This window comes from Ereboglobus luteus (genome assembly GCF_003096195.1).
Lineage (GTDB): Bacteria > Verrucomicrobiota > Verrucomicrobiia > Opitutales > Opitutaceae > Ereboglobus > Ereboglobus luteus.
In genome coordinates this window covers 522,604-540,517 of sequence record NZ_CP023004.1, presented here as the reverse complement: position 1 = coordinate 540,517, position 17,914 = coordinate 522,604, and the positions used below count along the sequence as shown (strand labels likewise).

Sequence of the window (17,914 nt, the reverse complement as noted above, 5' to 3'; positions counted from 1 at the left end):
GGCTCATTCGTATTTCGCGTGGCGCTCCTCGATCTTGGAAAAGATGTAGGTGAAGAGCGTCGTCATTATCAGGTAGATGAGCGCCGAGGGCAGATACACGAGGCTTTTGCCGCCGGAGCTTTGGATCTGCGAGGTGATTTTCATGAGGTCGGTCAGGCCGATGAACGCCACGACGGAGGTGTCCTTGAGCAACATGATGATTTCGTTGCCCACCTGCGGCACGAGTCGGCGGATGGATTGCGGGATGATGATGCGCCCCATCGTCTGCCAGTAAGTGAGCCCGAGCGCGTGCGCGGCCTCATACTGGCCCTTGTCGATCGACTGGATCGCCGAGCGATACATCTCGGCGAGATACGCGGCGGAGTTGAGGCTGAACGCGATCAGCGCCGCCTGCAACGCGTCGAGATAACGCAGGTGAAAAATCAGCTTCGGCAGCACGAAATAAATAAAGCACAGTTGCATGAGCAACGGCGTGCCGCGGATGAACCATGTGTAGAAACCGCACACGGCGCGCAGAATCGGGTTCTTGCTGATTTTGCCGAGGGCGATGAAAAAGCCCAGCACGAGCCCGCCGATCAACCCCACAAAGGCAATGAGCAAGGTGTAAACGGCGCCGCGTGCCAGCTGCGGCATCATCGGCCAGATTTCGTTAAAAATATCAGTCATGTTGAAATTTTCGATTTTCGATTCTCGATTTTCGATTGGGAGCTACCGCTCCGTTTTCGATTTCGGGCACGCGCGGAAGCGCGCAATCGAAAATCGAGAATCGAAAATCGAAAATCAACTCACTCTGGGTATTCCTGCTTCACGTTGGAGACGATGTCCTCGTTGAACCATTTTTTGGAAATGGCCTGGAGCGTGCCGTCGGCGCGCATGTCGGCGAGGATCTTGTCCACCTTGGCGTGCAGCTCGGTGTTGGTTTTCTTGAAGGCCGCGCCGATGGGCTCGTAGGCAAACGAGGCGGGCGCGTAGGCGAAGCCGCGCTTGGCGTCGTTCACATAGTAGCTGCCCACGACGAGATCGACGACGACGACCTGCAGGCGGTCGAGCTCAAGATTGTCGAGCGCCTGCGTGGCGCCGGGATACGATTCGAGCGTGAATTGCTTGCTTTTGTTTTCGTCGAGAAACTTTCGGCAGGCGGAATCGGCCGTGGTGCCTTTTTGCACGCCGACCTTCATGCCGGCGAGGGCGTCGAGGCTCGTGATTTTGTCGGCGATGGCCTTCTTCGCGACGATCACCTGCTTGTTGGCGATGTAGGGTTTGGTGAAGAGGTAGTTTTTCAGGCGCGCCTGCGTGATGGAGCACGCCGAGATGGCTGCGTCGTAACGCTCGGTGTTGAGCCCCTCCCAGATGCCGTCGAACTCGATCTCGACAATCTTGAGATCCTTGCCGAGGCGTTTCGCGACCTCGCGCGCCATGTCGATGTCGAAGCCGACCGTTTTGCCGCTGGCGTCCTTGAATTCCATCGGAGGATAGCTGGCCTCGAGGCCGATGCGGAAAGTGTTTTGGGAGTCGCCGCCGCCACCGCAACCGGCGAGGCCGAGAGCGAGGACAAGCGCCGAAACCAGCGCGGTGAGTTTGGCAGGGAGGGACAATGCGGGTGTTTTCATGAGTGTGGATTTTGCGAGGAAAACCATCACGCATGGGCAAGTTTTGCGCCGGGGTCAATTGAGGCTTTGCATAATTTATTCCGGACGCCGCCCCGCCCGTCACACAATTCTTGAAGCGATCCGGAGATGCATCTCTACTAGGGGCACCATGCCAGCCCTCATTATTCGCAATGCCCGCATTCTCACCCTGTCCGGATCACCCGTCGCCCGCCGCGGCGCGGAGTTGCGCGCGCTGGGAGTGATTCCGCTGGGCGAGGTGCTGGTCGGCGACGATGGGAAAATCGCCGCGGTCGCCGAAAAAATCGACACGGCGCCCGCTGACGCGCAGGTGATCGACGCGGCGGGGCGCGTGCTCATGCCGGGTTTTGTCGACTGCCACACGCATGCGTGCTGGGCGGGCTCGCGGCTCGATGAGTGGCGGGCGCTGCTCAACGGCGAAACGTATTCCGATCTGCTCAAGAAGGGCGGCGGGATGCTTGCCACGGTGCGCGCCGTGCGCGAGACCACGCGCAACCAGCTGGCCGCAAACCTGCGCGGGCGGCTCGACGAATTTTTGCGCAACGGCACGACGACGCTCGAGATCAAAAGCGGCTACGGCCTCACGCTCGAGGCCGAGCTAAAAATGCTTCGCGCGATCCAGCGCGCGGCGGGTGACTGGCCGGGCACGGTCGTGCCGACGGCGTTGCTCGGGCACGGTTGCGAGGGCAGCAGTCTCGACGACTATGCGAAAATGGTCGTGCGCGATATTTTGCCGGAGGTGTTGCGCGAGTTTCCGGGGATCGCGATCGAGGCGTTTTGCGACCAGGGCGCGTGGACGGTTGAGACGTGCGTGCGCCTGCTCGAAAAGGCGCGCAAGCACTTGCCGATTCGCGCGAGCGCCGACCAGTTCACGCCGACCGGCATGGTGCCGGAGGCGGTGCGGTTGCATGCGGGCTGCGTGGCGCATCTCGAGGGAACGCCGAAGGAGCAGCTTCGCGAACTTGCCGAGTCGCCCGTTGTCGCCGTGCTCACTCCGCTGACCGGATTGCATCTCAACCAGCGTTTCGCGCGCGGCGGATTTCTGGCGGAAAACGGGGGCGCGGTTGCCATCGCCACGAATTGCAATCCCGGCACGTCGCCCTCGTGCTCGATGCCGCTTGCCATCGCGACGGCGGTGCGTTTTTGCGGGCTCGACATCGAGGAGGCGATTGTGGCCGCGACGGTGAATCCGGCGCTTGTGCTCGGCCTTACGGATCGCGGCACAATCGAGCCGGGCAAGCGCGCGGATTTGGTTTTGCTGCACCACAAGGACGAACGCCTGCTCGCCTACGAACTGGGCGGCAATCCCGTCGCCCAAGTCATCTGCGGCGGAAAACTCGTGTGAGCAGTCGGGGATTCGATATCCGGGGAGTGCCCCCATTTGCGAACGCGATTTATTCTTTTGGTGCGCGCCAAGGGTAGGGTGGTTGGCAGCCTGTCGCTATCGCTCGAAACATCGAAATGGAAAATGCGTGTATTAAGTAGATTGGCCGGTGAATGTAATGCAGGCAAACACGCTGTGAAACACCCGTAATGGTTGAGGTCGCAAAGAAAGGTCCGGGGTGTTTATCGATTGTCAGAATTTTGAGATGTATGAATGGGCGCGTGTGCGAGGAGCGGCGCGCGTCCCGCCGCCGGACGAGGCCATCGGCCTCGCCATTCGGCTGTGCGCGTGCGAATGCGAAAGCGCCGTAGAGAAGCCGTTTTGAATTCGAAAAACAAACACGCGCGGGCGCTCGCTTTGCTCGCGTCCGGCAGCGAGACGCAGCCGCTCCGTGTCGCACGCGTGATTTCGCGCCGAGGCGTCGCATGGTGATTTGCTTGCGCGCGCCGTGTTTGTGTCCAGTCTCAGAGCACGCACATGAAACCCTCGCCCCCTATGCGTGCCCTCATACTGACCTTGTTTTTCTTGTTATGCGCCATTGTCACCGTGGCGCAGCCCGAGCCCTCCGACGACGAGAACTGGCTGAAGTTCACCAGCGAGCACTTCGAGATGCTCAGTTCGGCAAGCGAGCGCGGATCCATGCACGCGCTCGTCCAGCTTGAGCAATTTCGCGAATTTGTCCTGCGCACGATTCCGCACATGCGGGACTCCGCCTGCGAACCCAAGCCGCTAATATTTATATTTAACTCCCATCAACAACGCTCCCGCCTCTTATTCAAGAATCCAGATGCAGGAGCGCGCCAGGCCGCGACCCCTTATTTGGAAGGACGATTACGGCCGCGCATCATGATAACAGTCAATCGCGGGCGGCTGCCCGTCCACATTAGTTATCACGGATATGCCTGCTCGTTGATCAACGCGCGACTCGGACCGGATGTTCCCCTCTGGCTGGAAGAGGGGCTGGCCGGAGTTTTCGAAACGCTCAGCGCCAATGGCGACACCGTTACTTTTGGCAGAACGAACGCGATACGACTCCAGACAATAAGCCGCCCGCCCCTGATACCGCTCGACACCCTGTTTACCGCCAATCGCAACAGCCCACACTACAAGGAAAACGACAGGACGGGCAAGTTCCGCTCACAGGCGTGGCTTCTTTTGCATTACGCGATGCTCGGCGAAAACAGCGAATCCTGCACACTGGAAAACTTGCTGCGCTTTGCCGACGAGTCATCGCGTCCAGGTGCGATCACTTCCGAAGTTTTTGAAAAAGTTTTCGGCTTCGATTATAAAACGTTGGAAGACGCTCTCGATTCTTACTTGCGCGCCGGGGCATACGAGAAGTCAACGGCCAGAATCCCCACAAGCCCCATTCGGAATAAAATCACCTCCCTAGCCGTCACGGACGAGGAGTTCGAGCTCGAGCGTGCCGGTTTATCCTGGCGCGTCAACAAGGCCCCCGATGCCATGGCCGCCCTGCGCGAGTTGGAGAAAGAGCATCCGGAAAACCCGCGTGTTTACGAACTCCTGGCGGAAATGCAAACGGGCAAGCGCGACAACCAAGCCGCCGCAAATTACCTGGCCAAGGCGGTTGAGAAAAACACCGCTAATCCGATGACATATATCGAGCTCATCGGGACTCTAATCGACCAGGGAAAACCCGGGCGCCTGGTGCCGGAAAAGACGGCCGCCGAATGCAAAGCGCTTGTTGACCGCGCCATTGAACTCGCGCCCGATTGCATGGAGGCGTATGAAATGCTGGCGATCATCGAGTCGCAAAGCCCGGTTATGCGCGTGGAAAAAACGAGACCCATCATGGAGGCGCTTCCGCGCATGCGCGAGCGCGGCAAAACACGCGTTGCGCTGGCGACGATTTACTGGCGCCTGAAACGCCATGACGAAGCGCAAGCGATGTTAAATGAAACGATGGGTGATACAAAATCGTCCGATGACATGAAGCGCCTCGCGCACGAGTTGCAGCGGCGCATCGCAAAGGAAACCGGTGCGCCCGCCCCGGCCCCGCTTCCGAAATCCAAACAAGCGCCTCCGAAGCCCGCGCCCATGGAACCTGGCACCAAGGAGAGATGGCTGAAACTCTCCAGCGAGCATTTCGACATATTCACTTCCGCCCACGAATATGCGTCCCTTCAATTGCTCATCCAACTCGAACAATTCCGCGAATTCTTTTTTCGCACGATTCCGCAGGGCCGCATCTATGATCCCAAGCCGCTGATATTCATATTTGATGACAATGAACACTACGAACGCTATCGGCCCGACGGTCCCGACAGAAAGGCGCACACACCTCCCGGCAAGTATTTTGGAGGACACCTGCAATCGCGCATCATGATGAGACACGCGGGCCGGTTCGGCCAGCGACTGATCATCCACGAATACATCCACTCCCTGATTTCCACCCGGATGGGACCGAGGGTTCCCCTGTGGTTTAGCGAGGGCATGGCCGGAGTTTATGAAACGGCCTCCATCCGTGGAGACACCGTGACTTTTGGCCGTGTGGAGGAAATGCGTCTCAAGACAATAACCCGCACTCCACCGTTGCCGTTGGGCACCCTGTTCAACGTCGGCTACCGCAGCCCCTATTATCAGGGAGGAGGTCCCGAGACGGCCAAATTTTACGCGCTCTCGTGGCTCCTCCTGCATTATGCGATGCTCGGCAAAAACAACGAACCCTACACCGTGCCAAACCTGATGCGTTTCGCTGCCGAAACATCGCCCCCGCGAGGCGACACCGCCAAGGCTTTTGAAAAGGTTTTTGGTTCCGATTACAAGGGACTGGAACAAGCGCTCAATTCCTATATGCGCGCCGGGGAATATGTGGCCACCACCACCACAATTCCCGCCGATCCCATCAGAAACAAAATCACAACCCGGCTGGCGGACGATGAGGAAATCGAAATTGAGCTCGCCGGCCTGGCCTGGCGCGCCGGCATGACTCCCACCACCGTGTCTCTCGAGGCCCTCGACGTCATGTTCAAGTTGGAAAAGAAATACCCGGAAAATCCGCGCGTTTATGAAATTCTTGCCGAGGCGCAAATGCGCATGAACGACGCCAAAACCGCCGCACATTACAAGGCCAAGGCGATCAAAAAAAACGCGGCCAATCCGAAAGTCTATGTCGAGCTTCTAAAATACGACGACATCAAACCCGACAAACCGGGTCGCCTTATGTCCGCCAGGGCCGCCGCCAAATATGCGGCGCTTGCTGACCGCGCCATCGAACTCGCGCCCGATTACATGGAGGCGTATGAAATGCTCGCGATCATAGAGTCGCAGAATCCAAATATACGCGTCGAAAAAATGAACGCCGTGCTTGAGGCGCTTCCGCACATGCGCGAACGCGACAAAACCCACTACGCGCTGGCGACAGTTTACTGGCGCCTGAAACGCCACGAGGAAGCGCAAGCGGTGATAAACGAATTGAAGAATGATCCGAAATCGTCCGACGCGATGAAGCGCCGCGCGAGCGAATTGCAGCGTCTCATCGAAAAGGAAGCCGGCAAAAAAGCATCCGCTAAAAACAGGCAACGATAACAAAGGCGGTTGAGTTTGCGCGCCAAACGCGGCGGGTTTGGAGTTTCGAACGCTAGCGACAGTCTGCCGACCGCCCTGTCAAAAACGACCACAACTATTTATAAAAACGCTCTATTGGTTCCAATTTAAGTGAGCCGGTTTTTGCGCTTGAAAACCACCATGCGCAAAAAAACGGCGTCCGTTTTTGCGGACGCCGTTGAAAGTGCGGAAGAATTTTGCTTGTTGCGCGGTTGCCCCTCTTAGAGCAACTCGGCGACCATCGCCTTCTCTTCCTTGAGCTCGTTCTCGGTGGCGGTCATTTTCTCGCGCGAGAATTCGTTGATTTCCACGCCTTGCACGATCTTCCAGTTCTTGCCGTCGCTGACGATCGGGAACGAGTAGATGAGGCCCTTCTCGATGCCGTAGCTGCCGTCGGAGCAGACGCCCACGCTGAAGCAGGTGCCGGCGGGCGTCGGGTTGACGAGGTTGCGCACGGTGTCGACGACCGCGTTGGCGGCCGAGGCGGCGGAGCTGAGGCCGCGGGCCTTGATGATGGCGGCGCCGCGTTGCTGCACGGTCGGGATGAAGGTGTCCTTGAACCAAATCTCGTGCTTGATGACCTCGGTGGCGGGTTTGCCGCCGATCTTGGCGTTGAAGTAGTCGGGATACATCGTCGAGCTGTGGTTGCCCCAAATGGCGAGGTTCTTGACCTCGGTCGTGTCGACGCCGGCCTTCATCGCGAGCTGCGTGACGGCGCGGTTTTGGTCGAGCATGGTCATCGCGAACCAGCGGTCGGAGGGGATCGACTTCGCGTTGTTCATGGCGATGAGGCAGTTTGTGTTGCAGGGGTTGCCGACGACGAAGATGCGCACGTCCTTGGCGGCGTTGGCGGCGATCGCCTTGCCCTGGCCGGTGAAGATCTTGCCGTTGATGCTGAGCAGGTCCTTGCGCTCCATGCCTTGCTTGCGGGGAACGGAGCCGACGAGCAGCGCCCAGTTGACGTCCTTGAAGCCGGCGTTGAGGTCGGCGGTTGCGACGATGCCCTTGAGGAGCGGGAACGCGCAGTCTTGCAGTTCCATCACCACGCCGTTGAGCGCGGGAAGCGCGGGCTCGATCTCAATGAGATGGAGGATGACGGGTTGCTCCGGGCCGAACATCGCGCCAGAGGCGATGCGGAAGAGGAGCGAATAACCGATTTGTCCGGCAGCGCCGGTAACAGCGACACGAATGGGTGTTTTCATAATTGGAACCTGTCAGGTTGCGGGATTTGGCGCGCGAGTCCACGAGTTTTTTAAAAAATAACGTCAACAAATCACAAAAATCACGCCGCGCATTCGCATTTTCGGCGCATTCCGTTTTTTTATTCGCGAAGGCGCAAGTCGCGTGCATTTTTATGCGCGGATGAAAAAAGTAAGAATAGGCGTTGTCGGATTGGGCATGGGCGGGGTTCACGCCCAAAACATCATCGACGGCAAGGTGCGCGATCTCGAACTCGCCGCCATCGCGGATACCGATCCGGGCAAGCTCGCGCGATTTCCCGGCGTGCGCGGTTTTGCCACGGCCGACGAGATGATCGCCTCCGGCCTCATCGACGCCATCCTCATCGCGACGCCGCACTATTTTCACGTTCCCGTCGGAATCGCCGCGCTCAAGGCGGGACTGCATGTGCTGGTTGAAAAACCCGTCGCCGTCCACAAGGCCGATGCCGCGCGCCTCGTCGCCGCGCACACCGACGGCAATCTTGTTTTCGCGGCTGTTTTCAATCAGCGCACCGATCCGTATTACCTCAAAATCCGCGAACTCATCCGCGGCGGCGACCTCGGCGAAATCCGCCGTGTGAACTGGATTGTGACTCACTGGTTTCGCACCGAGGCCTACTATGCGTCGAGCGCGTGGCGCGCCACGTGGGCGGGCGAGGGCGGTGGTGTTTTGCTCAACCAGTGTCCGCACAATCTCGATTTGCTCCAATGGTTGTTCGGCTTGCCGGTGCGCGTGACCGCCCACGCCGGGTTCGGCCGCTACCACCAGATCGAGGTTGAGGATGATGTCACCGCTTACATCGAGTTCACGAACGGCGCCACGGGCGTCTTCATCGCGTCCACCGGCGAGGCGCCGGGCACGCACCGGCTCGAGATAGTCGGCGAGCGCGGGCGTATTGTTTACGAGGACGAAAAAATTGTTTTCCGCCGGAATGAAACCGGCATGACGCGTTTCAGCCGCACCGCCACCGAGGGCTTTGCGCTGCCGGCGACGACCGAGTCCGTTTTCACCTTTCCCGATCACGGTCCGCAGCACGTCGGCATCATGCAAAACTTCACCGACGCGATTCTGCGAGGCGAGTCCCTCGTCGCGCCCGCCGCCGAGGGGATGTATTCCGTCGAACTCGCCAACGCCATGCTCATGTCCGCGTGGACCGGCGAGAGCATTCCATTTCCGATGGACGCCCGGCGCTATGAACAACTTCTCAAGCAGCAAATCGCCACCTCCAGAATTGAGAAGGTGCAAAAGAGTGTTCCCGTAACAACCGACTGGTCAAAATCCTTCCGTCCGTGAGTGCGTTTTGAAACGGTGCGCTGAATTCCAAGTTCTGAAATTCAAAAGAAATTCCAAATGAGAAAATCCCAAAAAATCGGAATGCGCGGTGCCATGTGCCGTCTTTTTGGCATTTGGTTTTTGGGCTTTGGAATCTGCGGCGCCGCCGATGACGGCGAGTTTCCCCGTCCGCCGGAGGATGTTCTCGAAGTCCAGATCGCGCTTGCGCGCCGCAATATTTCCAGCGGGCCGATTGACGGCAAGTTTGGCGCGCAAACTCGCGCCGCGTTGATCGCGTTTCAGGAGGAGCAGTCACTCGACGCCACTGGCAGGCTCAACGAGGAAACACGCGCAGCGCTCGCGCTTGCCGCGCCTTCGCTCACCACGCGCATTGTCACTGCCGGGGATATCGCCTCGCTCCGTCCCGTTCCGCCGACCTGGCTCGGCAAATCGCAACAGCCCTCGCTCGACTACGCCACCGCGCTCGAAATGGCGGCCGAGCAGGCCCGTGCGCATCCCGCGCTTCTCCGCCAGCTCAATCCCAACATGGTTTGGGAAAAAATCGAGCCCGGCACGATCATCGTCATCCCCGATGCGAGCCCCGCGACGCGCGCCGCCACGATTCACGCCGGTGAAAAAGCAGCGCGCATCATTATCAGCCTTGCCGAGCACACACTTCAGGCACGCGCTGACGACGGCCGCCTCCTTGCGCATTTTCCCGTGAGCATCGCGCGCAAAATCGAAAAGCGCCCCGTCGGCACACTGCGTGTCAAAACCATCGCGCCCAACCCCAACTACACATTCGATCCCGAGATTTTCACCGAATCCGAGGAGGCCCGCGAGCTCGGGCGAAAACTCATCATCCCTCCCGGCCCGAACAATCCAGTCGGCCTCGTCTGGATCGGCCTCGACAAATCCGGCTACGGCATACACGGCACGCCGGAACCGGAAAAAGTGGGCCGCACTGAATCGCACGGTTGTTTCCGTCTCGCAAACTGGGACGCGCTTGCGCTCGTTGAACTCGTCGAAATCGACACCGAGGTGATCGTGCTGCCATGACGGACGGACGTTTTTTTGTGGCGCGGCGGGGAAACCAAATGCGCGTGAAATGATGCGTTTTCCATCAGCGGATATTGTTTCGATTGGACAATCACGGAGCTGTGAGGCATCTCGTCCGCGCACACTTTTTTAATCATGACCAAACCCGACGCCTGTCCCGCCTGCACACTTGAAGATATTCTCGAGCATCCCTCCCACTGGGAATGCTCCACCTGCGGACACGAATGGCCCAAGGAGGCCGCCGCCGAGGAGAGTGGTGCGCGCGTCGTGAAGGATGCCAACGGCAATGTGCTCGCGGACGGCGACACGGTTGTGCTCATCAAGGATCTGAAATTGCGCGGCTCGTCGGGAGTTTTGAAACAGGGCGCGAAGGCGAAAGGCATCCGGCTGGTCGATGGCGATCACGAGATCGATTGCCGTATCGACGGAGTGGCGATGGCGCTGAAAGCGTGTTTTGTGAAGAAGGCGTAGGCGGGATTTCCCGGAACACGGAGTCATCGCCAGACCGGTGGCCGTGTGATGTTTGGGGTTGTAAACTCATGGGGCGCGGTTTGAATGGAGTGGAACTCCACGCCCACCCCAACCCCATATCCCCATGTGTCTGCGTTCACCCGGCTCCGCACGAAAGTTAAGACAAATTGTGTGTGCCTGCGTTATCGCGTGGTGCCAGCAGGACGAGCTTCATGCGCAAATGGAAACGACGGCGGCGCTTGGCGGCACGGTTTTGGGCGGCGGTATGAAAACTCCGATTGGCGGTGCGCGCGTGATGTTGCGTCATGCGGCGACGGGGGATGTTTTTGAGACGCGCGCCAATCACGCCGGCCAGTATTTGTTCACCGGATTGCGTCCGGGCGAAAGCCTCTCGATAAGGGTGAGCGCGCCTGGATATGAAGCCGCTGATATCCCCGAAATCGTGCTTTCGCTTGGGGAGGATCGCCGGCTTGACGTGGCGCTTTCCGATTCAGCGGATGAAATTGTGCATCTCGAAACTTTCGTGGTGGCCGCGCGCCGCGAGCACCCGCAACCCGGCTCCTCGACCGCGCTCACGCAACGCGAAATCGAGGAGCGTCCGTCGATCGACCAGACGATCAACGATTATGCGACCGCTGATCCGCGTGTCACGATGCTTGACGAGGAGAACAGCGTCATCGCGGCGGCGGGGCAGCATCATTTGTTCAACTCGCTTCAGATCGACGGCATCCGGCTGGACGACGGTTTTGGCCTGAGCGCCAACGGCCTGCCTTCGCTCGGGAATCCATTTTCGATGGAAACCATTCAAGCCGTTTCGGTTGATCTTGCGCCGTATGACGTGCGGCGCAGCGGGTTTACCGGCGCGTCGATAAACGCCGTGACGAGGAGCGGTGAGAACGCCTTTTCCGGTTCCGCTTACTACAAATACGCCAACGAAAAATTTCGCGCAAAGGATCCCTCCACCGGCCAGCGCACGCGTTTTACGGACGAGACGTATGGTTTCACGCTTGCCGGTCAGATCATAAGAAACCGGCTGTTTTTTTTCGTGAACTGGGAGCGCAAGGAGCGCACTGATCCGTCGCGCGAGGCCAGCTTCATTCCCGCTTCCAGGGCGCTTGACAGAATTGTCAACATCGCGAGGGAGAAATACGGCATCGAGCCGGGCGTGTTTTTTGACCCGGGCGAGCGAAGCCAGAAAAGCGATTCCTACATGGCCAAACTCGACTGGCGCATCAATGCGAGGCATCGCTTGTCCGCGCGTTACTCATCGTCGTATGGCGACAATCCTGTTTATCAAAATTATGCCAGCACGACGTCCACGTCCCTGAGCAGCCATTGGTATGTCAACTCGCGCGACTTGAAAGCATGGAGCGCGCAAATGACCTCGCAATGGCATCCGAATTTTCAGACCGAGATCAGTTTTGCGAACCAGCGATATTCCTCCGATCGCCAGCCAAATTCTCGTCTGCCGCAAATCAGGGTGAACGGTGTTGACGCCGCCGACGGCAGCGGCGCCGAGACGCTGTGGCTGGGCGCATGCAGCACGAGCCATTTGAACTTTTTGACGACAAAAAAGCAGCAGGCCAAAATCTCGGCCACATGGCTGCTTGGCAGGCACACGATTCAGTTTGGCGCCGAGCGCGTCCGCAATGATTTCGACAACAAATACCTCGATTACGCCTGGGGGCACTACGCCTTTGCGTCCATCGACGATTTTGAAAGCGGAAAGATCAGCTCCTACATTTACCAATACACAGCCGATGGCGGCGCGCCGGGTTTTGCCTGGGGCTACGCGATCAACACCGCGTTTTTGCAGGCCAACTGGCGCTTTTTCCGTTCGCTCACCATCACCACCGGCCTGCGTTTCGATTACCCCGCGATGAACGAAGCCCCGCGTGAAAACAAACAGGTCGAGCAGACCTTTGGCGTGCGAAACGACTCGACGATTGACGGAGTTTACACGTTCAGCCCGCGAGTCAGTTTCACCTGGATGCCGCGCAATCTGCGCAAGGTGCAAGTGCGCGGCGGCGTCGGCATTTTTCAGGGGCAGATTCCCGGCGTCTGGATGGGCAACTCCTACATCAACGACGGCATGACGGCGTTTCGCACCACGCAAAAACCCGGCAGTGTGATCGTGGATGCCGATGCCCAGCCCGAAGGCGAGCCCAGCTCGAAACGCATGCGCGTGGACATGATGGACAAGGATCTGCGAATGCCCAGCCTGCTGCGCGGAAACATCGCCGTGGATTTCCAACTGCCCTGGCAGCGCATGAGCGCCTCGATTGAATGGCTCTTTTCGCGCGCGGAAAAAAGCCTCGTCTATCGCAATCTCAATTTGAAGGAGCCCGTTGCCGGCCCCGACGGGCGCCCGCTCTACGGCCAATGGGAAATCAAAACCGACAAGTATGGAAACGTCACCGGCATTCCGCACATCACCGACAGCCAACTCAACCACGGGGCGTTTGATGATGTGTATTGGCTCACCAATGCCGACAAAGACAAGGATTCCTCCCGCAGCTCGCATCTCACATTCAGTCTCAGTCGTCCGATGCGCAACCATTGGAGCGCGAGGCTCGCCTACACTCGCGGGCACGCAACCGAGGTCAGTCCCTTCACAAACAGCAGTGCCTCGGCCAACTTTACCCGCCGCATCGGCATCAACCCCAACAGTGATGAAACGGGCGCGTCGGCCACGGAAATACGCGACCGCGTCATCGCAAGCGTGACGACCAGGTTTGCCCTCATCCGCGGCTTCAACACTATTATGACGCTCACCTACGACGGCCACAGCGGCCGCCCCTACAGCTTCACCTTTCGCAACGACGCCAACGGCGACGGACAGTCCGGCAACGATCTTTTCTACGTTCCCGCCGGGCGCAATGATCCAAAACTCTACTGGGCGAGCAAAACCGACGAGGACGCATTTTTCGCCTACCTCGCCACCAATGACGCCCTCCGCCGTTACGCCGGAAGAATCGCTTCCCGCAACAGCGAGCGCAGTAAATTCCAGCACCGCCTCAACCTGAGTGTTACGCAACAAATCCCCTTTTGGCGCACTTTGCGCGCGGAAGTGTATTGCACCATCACCAACCTTGCAAATCTGTTGAACGAAAAATGGGGCCGCGTTTACCAATACAATTCCCCTACAATCTCGGCATCGCCTATGGTTACTACGATCCCGAAGCGGAAGTGTATCGTTATTCCATGACGGATTCATCCGGCACTTTGGTCCAGCCCCGCTCGCAACCTCTCCAAAGTAGCAACAGCCGCTGGCGCATTCAAACCGGAGTAAGGGTGAAATTTTAACCGGTCTGGTTTCTTGGTCTTGCTCGCGTTATTTGATGCTCGGGCGGCGTCAGAAAGGGCGCGACCTTTGGGGTAGGGCGGTTGGCTGACTGCCAATCGCCGTGTTTGATTTACGTGATTCTCGCCGTGCGCTCGGCGGGCACGCCCGACCCGTTAAAACTCATGATTGGTTTAAATCGCGCAATGGGTTTTAGAAAAGCAAAGTGTTCCGAAGCTTGCCCCGGAAAAGCTTCACTCGGTTGAAATCCAGGCATTGCGCAGTTCGATTGGCGCGCCGCGGGTTTCGATTTTTAGCGGCGCGGGCGTTGTGGACTCTGCGATCTTTACGCTGTCGTGGATTCTCACGCCGTTTAAAAAAATGGTCGCGCGGTCGTCGCGCGTTTCAATGTCGAGCGCCTGCCATTCGAGGATGGCGCGCTCGGCGCGTATCGTTGGCGGCGTGTCGCCGAGCGCTCCGCATGCCGGCGCCGCGCCAGCGCGCCCGTAGCTGGCCGGGAGAGCAATCCACTTGTCCTTCCAAAGCGTGACGGCGGCCGCGCTTTGGTCGCTGAGCAGACGGAACTCAATGTGCGCGCGGACGTTTTTTCCGGCGATTGTTTCGCTTACGAGGATTGCGGAATCAAGTGTCCTTACGCCGTCGCGCATGCGATTGGTGAACACCATGCGCGTGTTTGCGCCTTTCGGCGGCTTTACTTGCAACCGCGGATTCGGGCGCATGTATTGGGCGAGACGTATTTTTTCCCCCGTCTTGGAATTGACGATTTCCATTTGCGGACTGCCGCAGCAGTCGGGACGAAGCGCGCTCGTCCAATCGCCACCATTTAGGGAAACCGGCGACTTTTCGTCGGGGCGCGTGCCGCGCAAAACAGCGACCGGTTCCGCGCTGCTTTCGTCGTCGAACGCGAGAAGGATGTTTGCCTGATATGCGTTGTCGCCCGTTGCGAAGACTTGCGCGACATGATCCCCCGGATTCTTCGGCAGCCAGTCACCAACAAAGGGATCGTGTTTCGTCGGGACAAACTTTTCGGGCGCGGCGAGGCCAATCGACGAAAGGCAGCACGACAAAACGATGAGCGGAAGAAAACGCATGATATTCACTTGGATTGCCGCAAACAGGCGCAAAAGGCGCAAGCGTGATTCTGGAATAGCGACGCCTCGTCCGGACGGAATAAATCGCAAATCCAAAAAAGCCCGGAGTGAATCCGGGCTTCGTTAATCAAATGTTTGTCCTTGCCGGTTCTCAGCGGACGACGCGGGCGCCGCCGCCGGCGATTTGTTTTTCGACTTCCTTGCGCGTGGCCATCGAGGTGTCGCCGGGCGTGGTCGAGGCGAGCGCGCCGTGGGCCGCGCCGTATTCGACCGCCTTTTGCGGGTCGTTGTGCTCGAGGAAACCGAACGAGAGGCCGCTCGCGAAGCCGTCGCCGCCGCCGACGCGATCGAGGATTTCGAGGTCGTTGTATTTGCGGCTTTCGTAGAACTTGCCGTCGTGCCAGCAGATCGCGCTCCAGTCGTTGACGGTGGCGGTCTTCACGACGCGAAGCGTGGTGCCGGCGGCCTTGAAATTCGGGAATTCCTTCACGGCGGTTTCGATCATCGCCTTGAACGCGTCGACTTCGATCTTGCTGATGTTGTGGTCAACACCCTTGACCTCGAAGCCGAGCGAGGCAGTGAAATCCTCCTCGTTGCCGATCATCACGTCGATGTATTTGGCGATCTCGCGGTTGACCTCCTGCGCCTTCTTGAGTCCGCCGATGGTCTTCCAGAGCGAGGGACGGTAGTTGAGGTCGTAGGAAACGATGGTGCCGTATTTGGCGGCGGCCTTCACGGCTTCGATCGTGAGCGCGGCGGTGGATTCGGAGAGCGCGGCGAAGATGCCGCCGGTGTGGAACCAGCGCACGCCGAGCTTGCCGAAAATGTGGTCCCAGTCGAAGTCGCCCGGCTTGAGCTTGGAGGCGGCGGTGTTGCCGCGGTCGGGAACGCCGACGGCGCCGCGAATGCCGAAGCCGCGCTCGGTGAAATTGAGACCGTTGCGAACGGTGCGGCCGATGCCGTCGTCCTCGCTCCACTTGATGAAGTCGGTGCAAACGCCGCCCTGCATGACGAAGTCCTCGAGCAGGTGACCGACCTCGTTGTCGACAAAAGCGGTGGCGACCGCGGTGCGCAGGCCGAAGCATTTGCGAAGGCCGCGCGAGGTGTTGTATTCGCCGCCGCCCTCCCAGACTTTGAACGAACGCGTGGTGCGGATGCGGCCCTCGCCCGGATCGAGGCGGAGCATGATCTCGCCGAGCGAGATTTGGTCAAAGGCGCATTCCTTGGCTGATTTGATTTTGAGGCTCATGATATTTTGTTTTTTAGAGGTTTGAGGAAATAGTTTGCCTATTAGGAAACAGGCGGTCGAGGTGTGTCCAATCAAAAATCGCACGCGTGTCCGAAAATCTTGCAGGGAGCGTAAGAATGGCTGTTTTTCGAGGCGGATGCGAATCAATTTGGCGGGGCGAATTCTCCATGCTCGCAGTTCACCGTTTCGGCGCGCCAAGAGGGTTTGTCCGACCAAAAAGCCCCGGCGTTATTAACACCGGGGCCTCATGGTTATGGCTAAAAATGTTTTTGATGCGTAATCAGACCACGCCCTGCTCGATCATCGAGTCGGCGACCTTGCGGAAGCCGGCGATGTTTGCGCCGAGCACGAGGTTGTGCGGTTCGCCGAATTCCTTGGCGGTTTCCGCGGCGGTTTTGTAGATGCCGCGCATGATGCCCTGGAGCTTGAGATCGACTTCCTCGAAGCGCCATTGCTGCATCGAGGCGTTTTGCGCCATTTCGAGCTGGCTCGTGGACACGCCGCCGGCGTTGGCCGCCTTGCCGGGGCCGTAGCCGATTTTCGCGGCGAGGAATTTTTCGACCGCATCGGGGGTCGAGGGCATGTTCGCGCCCTCGGAGACACAGACGCAGCCGTTCTTGAGGAGCGCGTCGGCATCCTTGCCGTTGAGCTCGTTTTGCGTGGCGCTCGGGAATGCGCAATCGCAGGGAACGGTCCACACGCCGTTGTGGCCCTCGGGATATTTTTCGACGGGTGTGTAAACGGCGCTTTTGCGCTCCTTGGCATATTCGGTGAGGCGTTCGCGGCGCACTTCCTTCACGTTTTTGAGGAGCTCGAGGTCGATGCCTTCCTTGTCGTAGATCATGCCCTTCGAGTCGGAGCAGGTCACGGGCTTGGCACCGAGTTGCTGGAGTTTTTCGATAGTGTAGATGGCGACGTTGCCGGAGCCGGAGACGGTGCAGACCTTGCCTTCGAGTCCGTTGTGGGCGGCCTTCATCATGTGCTCGGCGAAATAAACGGAACCGTAGCCGGTGGCCTCGGTGCGCACGAGCGAGCCGCCCCAGTTGAGGCGCTTGCCGGTGAGCACGCCCTCGTAGTGGCCGGTGAGTTTTTTATACTGGCCGTAAAGGTAGCCGATTTCGCGTCCGCCCACGCCGATGTCGCCGGCGGGCACGTCGATTGTCGCGCCGATGTGGCGGTAGAGCTCGTTCATGAACGACTGGCAGAAGCGCATGACCTCGTTGTCGGACTTGCCCTTCGGGTCGAAGTTGGAGCCGCCCTTCGCGCCGCCGATGGCGAGGCCGGTGAGCGAGTTTTTGAAAATCTGCTCGAAGCCGAGAAACTTGATGATGCCCGCGCGCACGCTCGGATGGAAGCGGCAGCCGCCCTTGTAGGGGCCGACGGCGGAGTTGAACTGGATGCGATAGCCCTTGTTGACCTGCACCTCGCCCTTGTCGTCAACCCAGCACACGCGGAAGAAAATCTGGCGCTCCGGCTCGACGATGCGCTCGATGATATTGTGTTTCAGGTATTTTTTCTCGCGCTCAAAAAGCGGGCGCAGGGAGTGCAAAACTTCCTCGGCGGCTTGGTAGAACTCGGCTTGCGCCGGGCTGCTGAATTTAAGGGCCTCGATGGTTTTTTGGACGTATGGCATGGCTGGAAATGTGTGATACGGAGAGAGTCAGCGCC

At 59.0% G+C, this 17,914-nt stretch carries 12 protein-coding genes; 6 read left to right on the top strand and 6 right to left on the bottom strand.

Annotated elements, in window-relative coordinates:
* Positions 1-3: 3 nt before the first annotated feature.
* Both CKA38_RS02025 and CKA38_RS02020 read right to left on the bottom strand, forming a co-directional pair.
* Positions 4-666, bottom strand: coding sequence for an amino acid ABC transporter permease (locus CKA38_RS02025; RefSeq protein ID WP_108824011.1), 663 nt, complete (start codon positions 664-666; stop codon positions 4-6).
* A 119-nt stretch (positions 667-785) separates the two neighbouring features.
* Positions 786-1,610 (bottom strand): substrate-binding periplasmic protein, encoded by an 825-nt coding sequence (locus CKA38_RS02020; protein ID WP_161554667.1) that lies wholly within the window; start codon positions 1,608-1,610, stop codon positions 786-788.
* A 148-nt stretch (positions 1,611-1,758) separates the two neighbouring features.
* Between CKA38_RS02020 and hutI the strand changes: the two genes are divergently transcribed.
* The gene (gene hutI / locus CKA38_RS02015; RefSeq protein WP_161554666.1) at positions 1,759-2,973 is read left to right on the top strand and encodes an imidazolonepropionase; all 1,215 of its coding nucleotides are present in this window, start codon (positions 1,759-1,761) and stop codon (positions 2,971-2,973) included.
* A 534-nt stretch (positions 2,974-3,507) separates the two neighbouring features.
* Positions 3,508-6,561: a tetratricopeptide repeat protein gene (locus CKA38_RS02005; RefSeq protein ID WP_236919100.1), complete on the top strand. Its 3,054-nt coding sequence runs from the start codon at positions 3,508-3,510 to the stop codon at positions 6,559-6,561.
* A 239-nt stretch (positions 6,562-6,800) separates the two neighbouring features.
* On the opposite strand, the gene CKA38_RS02000 is transcribed toward CKA38_RS02005, so the two are convergent.
* Positions 6,801-7,781 carry a malate dehydrogenase gene (locus tag CKA38_RS02000; protein ID WP_108824007.1) on the bottom strand — a complete coding sequence of 327 codons (981 nt, stop codon included), beginning with the start codon at positions 7,779-7,781 and terminating at the stop codon, positions 6,801-6,803.
* Between the two features lie 160 nt (positions 7,782-7,941).
* Here CKA38_RS02000 and CKA38_RS01995 point away from each other — a divergent pair, with 160 nt between their 5' ends.
* The 4 genes from CKA38_RS01995 (at position 7,942) to CKA38_RS01980 (ending at position 13,810) form a co-directional block, all read left to right on the top strand.
* On the top strand, positions 7,942-9,093 hold the full coding sequence (locus tag CKA38_RS01995) for a Gfo/Idh/MocA family protein (RefSeq protein WP_108824006.1): 1,152 nt from the start codon (positions 7,942-7,944) through the stop codon (positions 9,091-9,093).
* A gap of 57 nt (positions 9,094-9,150) precedes the next feature.
* A complete protein-coding gene (locus CKA38_RS01990) occupies positions 9,151-10,131 on the top strand; it encodes a L,D-transpeptidase family protein (RefSeq protein WP_108824005.1) in 981 nt (326 codons plus the stop codon).
* Between the two features lie 135 nt (positions 10,132-10,266).
* Positions 10,267-10,602 (top strand): zinc ribbon domain-containing protein YjdM, encoded by a 336-nt coding sequence (locus CKA38_RS01985; protein ID WP_108824004.1) that lies wholly within the window; start codon positions 10,267-10,269, stop codon positions 10,600-10,602.
* A gap of 169 nt (positions 10,603-10,771) precedes the next feature.
* Positions 10,772-13,810, top strand: coding sequence for a TonB-dependent receptor (locus CKA38_RS01980; protein ID WP_161554664.1), 3,039 nt, complete (start codon positions 10,772-10,774; stop codon positions 13,808-13,810).
* A 329-nt stretch (positions 13,811-14,139) separates the two neighbouring features.
* Here the strand turns inward: CKA38_RS01980 and CKA38_RS01975 are convergent, their stop codons facing one another.
* From CKA38_RS01975 to gdhA, 3 genes are all read right to left on the bottom strand, one after another.
* A complete protein-coding gene (locus tag CKA38_RS01975; protein ID WP_152032618.1) occupies positions 14,140-14,997 on the bottom strand; it encodes a 3-keto-alpha-glucoside-1,2-lyase-like domain-containing protein in 858 nt (285 codons plus the stop codon).
* A gap of 151 nt (positions 14,998-15,148) precedes the next feature.
* Entirely contained in the window at positions 15,149-16,246 is a 1,098-nt protein-coding gene (locus tag CKA38_RS01970; RefSeq protein WP_108824001.1) for a sugar kinase, read from the bottom strand.
* 280 nt (positions 16,247-16,526) lie between these two features.
* Complete coding sequence (gene gdhA / locus CKA38_RS01965; RefSeq protein ID WP_108824000.1) at positions 16,527-17,879, bottom strand: NADP-specific glutamate dehydrogenase; 1,353 nt, start codon at positions 17,877-17,879, stop codon at positions 16,527-16,529.
* Between the last annotated feature and the right edge of the window lie 35 nt (positions 17,880-17,914).

What these genes read in the sequence shown, in the direction of transcription:
- CKA38_RS01985 (WP_108824004.1), top strand. Translation starts at nt 10,267, where the DNA reads ATGACCAAACCCGACGCCTGTCCCGCCTGCACACTTGAAGATATTCTC.
- CKA38_RS01975 (WP_152032618.1), bottom strand. Translation starts at nt 14,997, where the DNA reads ATGCGTTTTCTTCCGCTCATCGTTTTGTCGTGCTGCCTTTCGTCGATT.
- hutI (WP_161554666.1), top strand. Translation starts at nt 1,759, where the DNA reads ATGCCAGCCCTCATTATTCGCAATGCCCGCATTCTCACCCTGTCCGGA.
- CKA38_RS02020 (WP_161554667.1), bottom strand. Translation starts at nt 1,610, where the DNA reads ATGAAAACACCCGCATTGTCCCTCCCTGCCAAACTCACCGCGCTGGTT.
- CKA38_RS02000 (WP_108824007.1), bottom strand. Translation starts at nt 7,781, where the DNA reads ATGAAAACACCCATTCGTGTCGCTGTTACCGGCGCTGCCGGACAAATC.
- CKA38_RS01990 (WP_108824005.1), top strand. Translation starts at nt 9,151, where the DNA reads ATGAGAAAATCCCAAAAAATCGGAATGCGCGGTGCCATGTGCCGTCTT.
- CKA38_RS01995 (WP_108824006.1), top strand. Translation starts at nt 7,942, where the DNA reads ATGAAAAAAGTAAGAATAGGCGTTGTCGGATTGGGCATGGGCGGGGTT.
- CKA38_RS02025 (WP_108824011.1), bottom strand. Translation starts at nt 666, where the DNA reads ATGACTGATATTTTTAACGAAATCTGGCCGATGATGCCGCAGCTGGCA.
- CKA38_RS02005 (WP_236919100.1), top strand. Translation starts at nt 3,508, where the DNA reads ATGCGTGCCCTCATACTGACCTTGTTTTTCTTGTTATGCGCCATTGTC.
- gdhA (WP_108824000.1), bottom strand. Translation starts at nt 17,879, where the DNA reads ATGCCATACGTCCAAAAAACCATCGAGGCCCTTAAATTCAGCAGCCCG.
- CKA38_RS01970 (WP_108824001.1), bottom strand. Translation starts at nt 16,246, where the DNA reads ATGAGCCTCAAAATCAAATCAGCCAAGGAATGCGCCTTTGACCAAATC.